This window comes from Corynebacterium sp. c8Ua_99, from assembly GCF_039907185.1.
In the GTDB taxonomy this organism is placed as follows: domain Bacteria; phylum Actinomycetota; class Actinomycetes; order Mycobacteriales; family Mycobacteriaceae; genus Corynebacterium; species Corynebacterium jeikeium_D.
The window spans coordinates 25305-36818 of record NZ_JASBOG010000017.1 but is presented as its reverse complement, the minus strand read 5'-3'; the positions used below and the strand labels follow the sequence as shown (position 1 = coordinate 36818).

Sequence of the window (11514 nt, the reverse complement as noted above, 5' to 3'; positions counted from 1 at the left end):
CTTCCTCGCTCATTCCGCGTCGATTGGGGGGTGGTCGCATTGGCGATCGATTGGCGGTCGAAGGGACGAGATTTTGGCTTCTTCGGCATGCGAGCAAAACCGATTGTGAATACACTTCGTTTCATGTACGAACTCAGTGATGATGCAAGCAAGGTTGAACGGGTCAACGCGGCGTGGGATCGCATTGAGGCGAAGCTTGGCGACGATGCCCTGGAGGCTCCGGCGACAGAAGCGGAACTGGATCAGCTTGAGGCTGACCTCGGAGTAAAACTGCCAGACTACGTGCGAGCTTCGTGGCTGCGGCACGCGTCTGTAGACGGTGAGCCGTGGGACGGTGGCTGGATTGCGCCGCCGAAGTCGATTCTGAACGACTACAAGCTGTGGACTCAGCTGCAGGCAGACGGCGACTTTGATGATTTTGAAGCCGAAGGCATGGACAGCGCCGACTCGGATGGCAAGTGGTATCACGAGGCATGGATTCCGCTGGTTATGGACTTCGGCGGAAACAACTACTGCCTGGACATGCGCTCGGGGAAGATGGTTTCCATGGACCACGAGGTGGGCCCGGAGTTCCTGGACTACGCCGACTGGCCTGCCTACTTGGAAGCTGCTGCTGATTCCCTGGAGGACACGGGCTTGCCCTGGAACGGCTAGGTAAGCAATCTGGACGGTGCCCGATGGGAGAGCCAGTTAGCACCGGGTCCGGTAGAACTTCGGACCCATTCGAATTCATGCATGCGAGCCGAAAAATTCCGCCCTATAGTCGTTGATAAGTCAATCAATGCTTTAGGAGGACTTTCACATGAGCAATCGAGACAAGGTCACTTTTTACTTCGACGTTTCCTGCCCGTTTTGCTGGGTGACATCCCGCTGGATTAAGGAAGTCGAAAAGGTCCGCGACATCGAGGTCGAGTGGAAGCCGATGAGCCTGTCAGTACTCAATGAAGGCCGCGACGAGCTGCCGGAAGAGTACAAGTTCATGATGCAGTGCAACTGGACCCCGGCACGCCTGTTTAATGCAGTGTTCTCCCAGGATGGTCAGGAGGCCGTCGACAAGCTTTATACCGCGCTGGGCACGAAGATTCACAACGAAAACCGCATCGATCGCCATGCGCATGTCGACGAGCCGGAGCACGCATTCGACGAGCTGATTAAGGAAGCCCTCGCAGAGGTTGGACTGCCGGAAGAGCGCCTGGCACAGGCCCTGACTACCGAGTTCGATGAGCTCATGCGTGAAAACCACGCAGAGGCCATGAAGGAGGTCGGCAACGACGTCGGCACTCCGGTGGTCAAGCTCAACGACGTTGCCTTCTTCGGTCCGGTGCTTACCCGTATCCCACGCGGCGAAGAAGCCGGCAAGATTTTCGACGGCTCGGTTGCCGTCGCCAGCTACCCGTACTTCTTCGAAATTAAGCGCTCCCGGACTGAGGACCCGCGCTTCGACTAAGAAAGCAGTAGCAGCTGGGGCGCGCAGTTAGGAGAGCTGACCCGCTCCGGCTCCAGCATTCTGCCCGGTAGAGGCCTGCCGTTCTTCTTCGCTCATGGCAGCCCACCGTGGCGGGATGTAGATGCAGGTCGGGTCGGATGCGGTGTAATCCCCGGTCAACGCGTACGCGGTCGACCGGGGACCCACCGCATACGCTGTGGTATTCACAGACGCTGCACTTTCCATGCCAATTGTCCGGATCGCGAAGGGCCTTGAACGCCGGCGAGTTCGAGTAAATCTCCTGGAACGGCGTAGCTTTGACGTTTCCGCAGTGCAGTGGCAGGAAACCATTGGGGTAAACATCGCCGATGTGGTCAATGAAGGCAAATCCTGACCCGGAATTGACGGCCATCGGAGAGCGCGGCCGACGTGGCTTCTCCGGCACAGCGCCGAGCAGCTTTGTCGTTTCCTCGGTCAAGTAGCGGTAGAGCTCGCCACCTTCATAGGGTGGCAGCCCCTTTTCCTTCGCTTCCTCCTGCTGCATGACGACGCGCCGATACTGCGGCGCCTCCGTCGTCTTAATGGCAATTCGGTTGGAGACATCAGACAACCAGTGCAGAACATCCTCGCGTTCCTCCGGTGACAATGCGCCCAAATCCGCACCACGGCCAGTGGGAACGAGGAAAAAGACGTACCACATCTTGGCCTGCATCTCCATGACGGTCTTCAGCAGCGCTGGCGCCTCATGAATATTTCCCTTGGTCAGGGTCGAGTTGATCTGCAGCCGGTAACCGGCCTCGTTGATGTGCGGAGCCATTTCGAGCGTCTTTTCAAAAGTGCCCGAAAACCCGCGGAACTTGTCATGGGTCTGGGTAGTCGCGCCATCGAGCGACATCGACATCGCCTTACCGCCGGCCTCTCGCAACGACCTGATCCGCTCCGGCGTCAACCGCGGCGTCACCGACGGCGACAGCGACATATTCAGCCCCTGCTCCGTGCCGAATCGCACCAATTCTTCCAGGTCATCACGCTCAAAAGGATCACCGCCGGTGAGCACTACAAGCGGCTTCGGCTTGCTATACGACGCCAAGGTCTCCAGCAGCATCTTGCCCTCGGTGGTCGAAAGCTGGTGAGGATGCGGCTCGTGCTGTGCATCTGCACGGCAGTGCTTGCAGACTAAGCCACAAGCCCGCGTGACCTCCCAAATGACGATAAATGGTTTCTTGTTGATGTCATGCCGAACCGTTCGCACCACCGGTGCGTGATGATTCCCATGGGAGCCATGGGCTTCAGGATCGACTTGGAAGTGAGCTTGCGGCGCAGGAGACACGGTAAAAGCACCCAATTTCCGGTTTCGAAGACGTGCTGAAACGCAAGTACAGTCACTTTTCACCCTATTCGGCTGCGCAGGAGACGTCGTCAAGCAATACCTAAAACGGGTGCAGACGCCGTGGAATCCGTGGGAACCGCTAAACTTGCTGCCATGCGTATTTACCTTGGTGCAGACCACGCCGGTTTTGAGATGAAGAACCTGATTAAGGCCCACCTGGAGAAGGCTGGCCACGACGTCGTTGACTGCGGCGCTCACACCTACGACCCTGCAGATGACTACCCAGCATTCTGCATTGAGGCGGCTTCCCGTACCGTCGCTGATCCGGGCAGCCTGGGCATCGTGCTCGGCGGTTCCGGCAACGGTGAGCAGATTGCTGCTAACAAGGTCAAGGGCGCTCGTTGTGCGCTGGCTTGGTCGGTGGAGACCGCAAAGCTCGCCCGCGAGCACAACAATGCTCAGCTGATCGGCCTCGGCGGTCGTATGCACTCTGAGGAAGAGGCCCTGGCCATCGTCGATGCTTTCGTCTCCCAGCCGTGGAGCGAGGAGGAGCGTCACCAGCGCCGCATCGACATTCTGGCAGAGTACGAAAAGACTGGCGTTGCCCCGGAGCTGCCAGAAGCTTAAAGGGATTGCTGTTCGCTATCTGTTGATAGGAATAAAAAAGGGGTCTGGTTCCAGAAAACTCTGGGACCAGACCTTTTTTCATGTGTAGACGGAGTAGGAATTGTCGTATGACAAATCAAGAAGCGCATCGCCGAGTAACTGTTGTGCTATTCCCCGGGTTCGAGCTCTTGGACGTATTTGGACCGGTTGGCCTTTTTGGCCATGTCCCAGAGATTGAGGTCGAATATGTCGCCAACATTGCCGGTCCGATAACCAGCGCTCAGGGGACGGAGGTTATCGCCACGCGCTGCATCGCTGAACTTGAGGCAGTCGATATTCTCCTGGTGCCCGGTGGAGCAGGGAGCAGAACACTAGTTGAAGATGCAGAGTTTTTGGAGTGGCTTAAGCGCATCGGATCCCAGGCGCGGTTAGTGGCGTCGGTCTGCACGGGTTCGGCGCTGCTTGCTGCGGCTGGGCTACTTGAAGGAAAGCGGGCAACTAGTAATAAGTTGGCTTTTGATTGGGCCACGTCGTTCGGAAACGAAGTGATGTGGGTGAAAGAAGCCCGATGGGTCGAAGACGGTAATCGGTGGAGCTCATCAGGGGTCGCAGCAGGTATGGATATGGCTGTTGCTTTAATTAGCAGCATCCTTGGCGAGGAAGCTGGTCGATTGGCCGCCAGAAAGATTGAGTATCGGCCCCAGACAGACGCCACTGTCGACCCTTTTGCGAATTGAGCGAAATAGCGGCGCCGGACTTCTTCTAAATATCGAAACCGTCGAATCCGCCGTCGAAGAATCCGCCACCGTCGTTGCCACCGTCGCCGCCGAAGAGGCCGTCGAAGAAGCCACCGCCGTCGCCTGCGTCACCAGCATCGGCAGCGCCGCCACCGAAGTCGCCGCCAAGGTCATCGCCACCGAAGTCGTCTCCACCGAAGTCATCGGAACCAAAGTCCTCGGTGCCGCCGAAGTCGTCAGCACCGGTGCCCATGCCGCTGGCGAACTCATCAGCGCCGTAGGCAACACCGGCCATACCGTGGAAGAGAGTAGAGAACAGCAGCATCGAGCCAGCGGTCCAGACACCGGTGCGGAGCGCGGACTTCCACCAGGGCTCGGAGTACCAACCGGCTGGAACCGGACGGCCAGCGACACGGCCGCCGGGGTAGTAGTTCGGAGTTTCCGGGGTGGCGTATGGCGAGGCGGTAACCGAGTGGCCTTCGTGCTCAATGGTGCGAGTTTCGGTCACAGAACCAGCGGCCTTCTGCCCCTCCAGCGGTGGCAGTGTCGGCCCCGCCGGCAGGCCCATAATTTCGCGAGCAGCATTGATGTAGTGCAGGCCCTCCAGCGCCGATTCGCGCGCCATTCGGGCCTGTGCCGGGGTCCGAGCAGTAGAAATCTGCGAGGATGCGGCGTTGTAACGCTCGGATGCGTCGGCAAGAGCCTGCGTGGAAGCCGAATCGGTGCCAGCGAGATTCAGCACCTGTGAGCCCAGCCGCTCAATCCAACGGCGGGCGTCTGCGACGGCGTCTTCCAATTGATTGTTCTGGCGGGCATCAAATGCCCTGTTAGAGCGGTTTTGAGCCATCGACGCGATGATAATCGCACCGCCGACGGTGATAGCGATCAGGATTAAAGCCCCCATGGGCTAGGCCTCCAAAAGGAAACTGCGAGTATTGCTAGTAATTACTTGAAATAACGCACGTAGAGCGCAAAAAGTTCCCGAGCTGACATCTCTGTGCGACAGAGGCAGCTCGGGAACCAGGAAAAGATTGGGTATGGGTAGGTATCTATGACTCGGCGGAGTCGGTGCGCTTGGTGCGGCTCTTTCGATTGGCGTGCCATGCGCGAACTTCTTCGGAATCCCACAGGGTCAACCCATGAAGCTTCGCGACGGGCTCGGGAGCCTTCTTGCGGCCAGCGTAGCTGGTGAAAGTGCCACGTGCGGTGCCGGAAAAAGCAGCGCATTCGACCGCGGTCCATAGTTCGTGTCCAGTATCGGCATCGATAATGGTGGGCTTCATGGTGCCCAGAGTACCCGCGGCACTGGATCCTGAACAGAGGGCAGAAGAATTTCTGGCCCCGGACATCGGCTCGGAAAAACAAAAACCGGGAGCAATGCTCCCGGTTACGTGGAGGGGATGACGGGAATCGAACCCGCGTCTTCAGCTTGGAAGGCTGAGGTATTAGCCACTATACGACATCCCCATAGATAGGAATCCGGCTTAGACGCTCAATCGTCTCCACCAGACCGTGTCTTGGTACAAGGCATATTAACCCGTTAATGCGCACATACAAAAATCGATGCCAGGTTTTTCTCGAAGGCTTTAAAGAAAAGTGGCTGTGGCCGGGAAAAACAGAAAATGAAGCTAAAGCAACGTGGGGTATGTGAAACAGGCGTATAGCCGTTGATTACACTGTCACACGACTCAACAAAGGGGCAGTCGTTTGAGAGGCTTCTTTGGGGAGTCGGCCGACGAATGGAGTGTTTGCAGTAAACGAGGCCGCCAAAAGCAGTGCCGAGGTGATGCAAACGCCCTGTGATATGCATGGTTTTCATGAAACCGGTAGTAATTGGCAGGTTGGCTCTCGATGGCGTCGTAAAGCGTTTTCAGACAGAGCATTAGCCTGGTTGAACGCGTGGTTTTGTGATTTCATTAATCGTCAGGTAAATCTATACGGGTCCGTTGTGGAAACGCGATTTCGCGCCTATGAGGGCCCCGGTGCAGATGCTCCAAAGGGGTTTCTGCTAGGTTTCGAATGACGCATACGGGGTATGGCGCAGCTTGGTAGCGCGTCCGCTTTGGGAGCGGAAGGCCGTGGGTTCAAATCCCGCTACCCCGACCAGTATCACGGGCACTCCCGTGGTCTATGAATTAATCATCGAGTTGCAGGAGAGTGCACCAGTGAAGTCTTCCGTTGAGAAGCTCAATGAGACCCGAGTGAAGATTACCGTCGAGGTCCCGTTTGACGAGCTGAAGCCAGAGTTCGACAACGCCTACAAGGCACTGGCTCAGCAGGTCCAGATTCCGGGTTTCCGTAAGGGCAAGGCACCGGCAAAGCTGATTGAGGCCCGCTTCGGCCGCGGCCCGATCCTGGAGCAGGTGCTCAATGACATGGTTCCGTCCCGCTACGACGAGGTCGTTCGCGATGAGGACCTGAAGGTTATCGGTCAGCCTGAGGTCGACATCACCAAGCTGGAAGACGGCGAGCTCGTTGAGTTCACCGCTGAGGTCGACGTCCGTCCGGAGATTGAGCTGCCGAAGTTCGAGGACATCGCAGTTGAGGTTGATCCGCTGGTCGCCGACGACGAAGCTGTTGAGGCTGAGCTGCAGAACCTGCTCGCTCGTTTCGGCACCCTGACCGGCGTCGAGCGTGCAGTCGAAAAGGACGACTTCGTCTCCATCGACCTGTCCGCCACCATCGACGGCGAAGAGCTGGAAGAGGCCTCCACCGAGGGCCTGTCCTACCAGGTCGGCTCCGATGACCTGATTGACGGCCTGGATGACGCTGTTGTCGGCCTGTCCCAGGGCGAGTCCAAGGAGTTCACCACCAAGCTGGTTGCTGGCGAGCACGAGGGCGAGGACGCTCAGGTCACCGTTACCGTTCAGTCCGTCAAGGTCCGCGAGCTGCCGGAAGCTGACGACGACTTCGCTCAGATGGCTTCCGAGTTCGACACCATCGACGAGCTGAAGGAAGATTTGGCTCGCCAGGTTGAGAACACCAAGAAGGGTGAGCAGGCTCAGCAGGTTCGCGACAAGGTTCTGGCTGCCGCTATGGAGCAGACCACCATCGCTCTGCCGGAGGGTGTTGTCAAGGAGCAGGTCGAGGGCCAGCTGCAGCAGCTGTTGGGTCAGTTCGGCGGCGACGAGAAGGTTCTGAACTCCATGCTGGAGGCACAGGGCACCACCCGTGAGCAGTTCGACGAGGACTCCAAGAAGTCCGCTGAGGAAGCTGTTCGCACCCAGTTGTTCCTGGATGCACTGGCTGAGGAGATCCAGCCGGACGTTTCCCAGCAGGAGCTCACCGACCACATCCTGTTCACTGCTCAGTCCTACGGCATGGACCCGAACCAGTTCATCCAGCAGATTCAGCAGTCCGGACAGCTCGGCAACCTGTTCGCAGACGTTCGCCGCGGCAAGGCTCTGGCTACCTCGATCCTGAAGGCTTCCGCCAAGGACACCGAGGGCAACGAAATCGACCTGAACGAGTACTTCGGTGAGGTCGAGCCGGAGGCTGAGAAGGCTGAGTCCGACAAGGCTGAGGACACCTCCGCTGAGTAAGCCCCGCAATTAGCGCGGCGCGTTCCTCATGCCGCAACGCTTATAGCGAACAAGGGCCGTTCCCGAAACAAAGGGGCGGCCCTTTTCGTTACCCTCTAATGAACGACAAAACTCGCACACGTACGAAAAAGGAGTACACAGATGAGCGATAACGCCCAGATGTCGACGAACACGGTTTTCGACAAGCTGCTCAAGGAGCGCATTATTTGGCTGGGTGAGCAGGTCGACGACGAGATTGCCAACAAGCTCTGCGGTCAGATGCTGCTCCTGGCAGCCGAGGACCCGGAGGCGGATATCTCGCTGTACATCAACTCCCCGGGCGGCTCCGTCACCGCCGGCATGGCCATTTACGACACCATGCAGTTCGTTCCGTGCGACGTGGCTACCTACGGCATGGGCTTGGCAGCTTCCATGGGCCAGTTCCTGCTCGCCGCAGGTGCTAAGGGCAAGCGTTACGCGCTGCCGCACGCCCGCATTATGATGCACCAGCCATCTGCAGGTATTGGCGGTACCGCATCCGACATCACCATTCAGGCTGAGCAGTTCGCTGCCACCAAGAAGGAGATGGCTCGCCTGATTGCGCAGCACACCGGTCAGCCGGTCGAGCGCATTGAGGAAGACTCAGACCGCGACCGCTGGTTCACCGCGGCTGAGGCTAAGGAATACGGCCTGGTTGACCACGTCGTAACCGCCCTCAAGGACACCGCACGCTAAAAGCGGACAGTAGCGAATAATTAGAGGCGATTTAATCAACATGGAGATGAACAATATGCAGATGCCGCAGTCGCGCTACGTGCTTCCTTCTTTCGTGGAGCACTCCAGCTTTGGTGCTAAGGAATCCAACCCATACAACAAGCTCTTCGAAGAGCGCATTATCTTCCTCGGCTCCCAGGTCGACGACACCGCCGCTAACGACATCATGGCGCAGCTGCTGGTGCTCGAGGGGCTGGACCCGGATCGTGACATCACGATGTACATCAACTCCCCAGGTGGCTCCTTCACGTCGCTGATGGCCATCTACGACACGATGCAGTACGTGCGTCCCGACGTGCAGACGGTGTGCCTGGGCCAGGCTGCTTCCGCGGCAGCCGTCCTGCTCGCTGCGGGTGCACCGGGTAAGCGTGCAGCTCTGCCGAATGCGCGCGTGCTCATTCACCAGCCGGCCACCCAGGGTATCCAGGGCCAGGTTTCCGACCTGGAGATTCAGGCGAACGAGATCGAGCGCATGCGCAAGCTGATGGAGGAGACTCTGGCTCGCCACTCCGGTCGCACTGCAGAGCAGATCCGCAAGGACACCGATCGTGACAAGATCCTGACCGCCGAAGAGGCCGTCGAGTACGGCATCATCGACCAGGTCTTCGAGTACCGCAAGCACAACGCTTAAAAGGGGACATAGTCTCTCTGGAGTGCTGCGCACTGGCCGTCGTAAAGCGCTAAGCGAGATTGCGTGAAATTCGCCTCGCCCTGGCGTGGAAGCCGGTAATTGCGCACACTCACGGTAGGCTGGTCTGAAGCAATTATTGGCAACGAAGCGGAAAGGCGGCGGCGGGAGCCTCATGGCGCGTATGCAAGAAAGTGCGGATTTGCTGAAGTGCTCTTTCTGTGGAAAGAGTCAGAAGCAGGTCAAGAAGCTGATTGCCGGACCTGGTGTGTACATCTGTAATGAGTGCATCGAGCTCTGCAACGAGATCATTGAAGAGGAGCTCAACACCGGCGGCGAGGCAACTGGCAACGACGACCGCCTGCCGCGTCCGATGGAAATTCGAGACTTCCTCGATGAGTACGTCATCGGCCAGGACATGGCTAAGCGCACCCTAGCGGTAGCGGTCTACAACCACTACAAGCGCCTTCGTGCTGCGGAGACCAAGTCGGACAACGACGTCGAGCTGCAGAAGTCGAACATCCTGCTGCTGGGGCCGACTGGCTGCGGCAAGACCTACCTCGCGCAGACACTGGCCCGCAAGCTGGATGTGCCGTTCGCGATCGCTGACGCCACCAGCCTGACCGAGGCCGGCTATGTCGGTGAGGACGTGGAGAACATCCTGCTGAAGCTGCTGCAGGCTACTGATTTCGACGTCGAGAAGGCACAGCGCGGCATCATTTACGTCGATGAGATTGACAAGATTTCGCGCAAGTCCGAGAACACGTCCATCACTCGCGATGTCTCCGGTGAAGGTGTGCAGCAGGCGCTGCTGAAGATTCTCGAGGGAACCGTAGCCGCCGTGCCCCCGCAGGGTGGGCGCAAGCTGCCGAACCAGGAGTTCATTCAGTTCGACACTTCCAACGTCCTGTTCATCGTCGCCGGTGCGTTTGCCGGTCTGGAAAAGGTCGTTCAGGAGCGAGTCGGCAAGAAGGGCCTGGGCTTCGGAGCAGATGTCACCTCGGCTAACGACGAGGACATGAAGGATCCATTCCGCGACGTACTGCCGGAGGACCTCGTTCGATTCGGCCTGATTCCCGAGTTCATTGGCCGCCTTCCCGTTATCGCATCGGTCACCAACCTCGATGAGGATGCGCTGGTTCGTGTGCTCACCGAGCCGAAGAACTCCCTGGTTCGCCAGTACCAGCACCTGTTCGACATGGACGGTGTGCGCCTCACCATCGACGATGAGGCACTGCGCGCCATTGCTGCCAAGGCGATTAGCCGCAATACCGGCGCCCGTGGTCTGCGCGGCATCATGGAAGAAATCTTGGTTCCCGTGATGTTCGAGGTACCAGAGCGTGACGACGTCGCGGAGGTCATTGTCCACAAGGAATGCATCACGGACGGTGCAGCGCCGGAACTCGTTGAACGCAGCGAGGATAAGAAGACTGCGTAAAGGTAGCTAAAAACCCGGTTAGAGTAGCCGCTCTAACCGGGTTTTTGATGTCTGTATGGAGCCCTAGTCGTCCATGCCGTAGATGTCGCGGTAATCCGGGGCATCGTCAGTAGTCAAGTCTTGAGTCTCTGGGTTGGGCTGATCGCCGTAGACCTCTGCGCCAAGCGCGGACGAGTTGGCGCCATGGGAGGCCAGCAGGGAAGTGTACGAGCTGCCCGGTTCGTTGCGAGGCGAGGACGTCAACAGGCTGGTCACAGTGTCCTGAGCGAACTCACGCAGCTTGTCCGACAACACTGTCGACTGCATTTCAATGCCGTAGAGGTTTTCAAAAGTCCGCTGGTGCAGGGTGGGGAAGGTGGCCAGCGACAGCACGAGAATATAAAGATCAAGTGCGGAAATATCAGTGCGGAATGCACCATAATCGCGACCGAGCAACAAGATGCGGTCAAACTCCAAAACAATTGGGCTCTGACCACCAAGCCCAGTCACGCCTTCTAGCGGCAGGACCGGATGTAGGTTTTCCTGGATGATGAACCGCACGGCGAGCGGGTTCGCCGAGAAGTAGTCATAGATAACACCGACCACATGCTGCAGGGCTTCCACCGGCACATTGGAGTGCGGGCGCAGGTCGTCGTCGTCAGGCCTTACGGTCTCCAGCACATGTGCCCACGTCGCCCTGTAGAGTCCCAACTTGTCACCACAGTGGTAGTGAAGCATGCGCTTGGAGACACCAGAGGCGGCAGCAATGGCATCCAAACGGGCATCTGCATACCCCTTTGCGGTGAATTCTTGAAGTGCTGCCACCAAGACTGCATGGGGGATTGCATCAGAGGAGCCTGGAGACTTCATGAAAATCCTTTGCTTGGACTAGAGGGCGACTACGGGGTTTTGGCTATCTAACGGGGGTGAAATTGCTCGGTCGCGGACTTCTTTCTAGTGAAATGAGTACATGACCGTAAGTCATGCCTAATGCTATCCGTTTTTCAGAATTGGCCTGAGCCCGTCGCCCCCGTCTGCGCCAATTCTGTAGTCGCATTAGAGTGGGCAGCGAATT

General features: G+C 58.1%; 11 protein-coding genes, 2 tRNA genes and 1 pseudogene. 9 read left to right on the top strand and 5 right to left on the bottom strand.

The genetic code is table 11. The annotated features are described in order from the left end of the window. The first annotated feature begins 123 nt into the window (after positions 1–123). Together QKE19_RS09605 and QKE19_RS09600 are read left to right on the top strand one after the other, a co-directional pair. Positions 124–654, top strand: coding sequence for an SMI1/KNR4 family protein (locus tag QKE19_RS09605; RefSeq protein ID WP_246815954.1), 531 nt, complete (start codon positions 124–126; stop codon positions 652–654). Between the two features lie 148 nt (positions 655–802). Continuing rightward, positions 803–1447 carry a DsbA family protein gene (locus QKE19_RS09600; RefSeq protein ID WP_016422291.1) on the top strand — a complete coding sequence of 215 codons (645 nt, stop codon included), beginning with the start codon at positions 803–805 and terminating at the stop codon, positions 1445–1447. A 27-nt stretch (positions 1448–1474) separates the two neighbouring features. Here QKE19_RS09600 and QKE19_RS09595 read toward each other — a convergent pair. Beyond that, positions 1475–2681 (bottom strand): annotated as a pseudogene (locus QKE19_RS09595) (TIGR04053 family radical SAM/SPASM domain-containing protein). A 228-nt stretch (positions 2682–2909) separates the two neighbouring features. On the opposite strand from QKE19_RS09595, the gene QKE19_RS09590 reads away from it, so the two are divergent. Together QKE19_RS09590 and QKE19_RS09585 are read left to right on the top strand one after the other, a co-directional pair. Next, positions 2910–3383, top strand: coding sequence for a ribose-5-phosphate isomerase (locus tag QKE19_RS09590; RefSeq protein ID WP_005511109.1), 474 nt, complete (start codon positions 2910–2912; stop codon positions 3381–3383). 107 nt (positions 3384–3490) lie between these two features. Continuing rightward, entirely contained in the window at positions 3491–4099 is a 609-nt protein-coding gene (locus QKE19_RS09585; protein WP_101688153.1) for a DJ-1/PfpI family protein, read from the top strand. Between the two features lie 25 nt (positions 4100–4124). Here QKE19_RS09585 and QKE19_RS09580 read toward each other — a convergent pair whose 3' ends face one another. The 3 genes from QKE19_RS09580 to QKE19_RS09570 form a co-directional block, all read right to left on the bottom strand. Further along, positions 4125–5003 (bottom strand): hypothetical protein, encoded by an 879-nt coding sequence (locus tag QKE19_RS09580; protein WP_070643645.1) that lies wholly within the window; start codon positions 5001–5003, stop codon positions 4125–4127. Between the two features lie 145 nt (positions 5004–5148). Next, positions 5149–5382, bottom strand: a complete 234-nt coding sequence (locus tag QKE19_RS09575; protein ID WP_040361601.1) for a hypothetical protein — start codon at positions 5380–5382, stop codon at positions 5149–5151. Positions 5383–5491: 109 nt separating this feature from the next. Then, positions 5492–5566, bottom strand: a tRNA-Gly gene (locus tag QKE19_RS09570). Positions 5567–6128: 562 nt separating this feature from the next. Between QKE19_RS09570 and QKE19_RS09565 the strand changes: the two genes are divergently transcribed. The 5 genes from QKE19_RS09565 to clpX all read left to right on the top strand — a co-directional run bounded on the left by QKE19_RS09565 (position 6129) and on the right by clpX (position 10460). Then, positions 6129–6205: transfer RNA gene (locus tag QKE19_RS09565), tRNA-Pro, on the top strand. Next, positions 6178–7641, top strand: coding sequence for a trigger factor (tig, locus tag QKE19_RS09560; RefSeq protein ID WP_284807268.1), 1464 nt, complete (start codon positions 6178–6180; stop codon positions 7639–7641). The genes QKE19_RS09565 and tig overlap by 28 nt, the downstream gene beginning before the upstream one ends. Positions 7642–7782: 141 nt before the next feature. Beyond that, on the top strand, positions 7783–8355 hold the full coding sequence (locus QKE19_RS09555; protein ID WP_016422302.1) for an ATP-dependent Clp protease proteolytic subunit: 573 nt from the start codon (positions 7783–7785) through the stop codon (positions 8353–8355). 40 nt (positions 8356–8395) lie between these two features. Then, positions 8396–9025, top strand: coding sequence for an ATP-dependent Clp protease proteolytic subunit (locus QKE19_RS09550; RefSeq protein ID WP_005511517.1), 630 nt, complete (start codon positions 8396–8398; stop codon positions 9023–9025). 172 nt (positions 9026–9197) lie between these two features. Further along, a complete protein-coding gene (clpX, locus tag QKE19_RS09545) occupies positions 9198–10460 on the top strand; it encodes an ATP-dependent Clp protease ATP-binding subunit ClpX (RefSeq protein ID WP_042388518.1) in 1263 nt (420 codons plus the stop codon). Between the two features lie 63 nt (positions 10461–10523). Here clpX and QKE19_RS09540 read toward each other — a convergent pair whose 3' ends face one another. Next, positions 10524–11309: a TetR/AcrR family transcriptional regulator gene (locus QKE19_RS09540; protein WP_016422305.1), complete on the bottom strand. Its 786-nt coding sequence runs from the start codon at positions 11307–11309 to the stop codon at positions 10524–10526. Between the last annotated feature and the right edge of the window lie 205 nt (positions 11310–11514).

Coding starts and splice junctions, on each gene's coding strand:
- QKE19_RS09605 (WP_246815954.1), top strand. CDS start 124: ATGTACGAACTCAGTGATGATGCAAGCAAGGTTGAACGGGTCAACGCG.
- QKE19_RS09600 (WP_016422291.1), top strand. CDS start 803: ATGAGCAATCGAGACAAGGTCACTTTTTACTTCGACGTTTCCTGCCCG.
- QKE19_RS09590 (WP_005511109.1), top strand. CDS start 2,910: ATGCGTATTTACCTTGGTGCAGACCACGCCGGTTTTGAGATGAAGAAC.
- QKE19_RS09585 (WP_101688153.1), top strand. CDS start 3,491: ATGACAAATCAAGAAGCGCATCGCCGAGTAACTGTTGTGCTATTCCCC.
- QKE19_RS09580 (WP_070643645.1), bottom strand. CDS start 5,003: ATGGGGGCTTTAATCCTGATCGCTATCACCGTCGGCGGTGCGATTATC.
- QKE19_RS09575 (WP_040361601.1), bottom strand. CDS start 5,382: ATGAAGCCCACCATTATCGATGCCGATACTGGACACGAACTATGGACC.
- QKE19_RS09555 (WP_016422302.1), top strand. CDS start 7,783: ATGAGCGATAACGCCCAGATGTCGACGAACACGGTTTTCGACAAGCTG.
- QKE19_RS09550 (WP_005511517.1), top strand. CDS start 8,396: ATGGAGATGAACAATATGCAGATGCCGCAGTCGCGCTACGTGCTTCCT.
- clpX (WP_042388518.1), top strand. CDS start 9,198: ATGGCGCGTATGCAAGAAAGTGCGGATTTGCTGAAGTGCTCTTTCTGT.
- QKE19_RS09540 (WP_016422305.1), bottom strand. CDS start 11,309: ATGAAGTCTCCAGGCTCCTCTGATGCAATCCCCCATGCAGTCTTGGTG.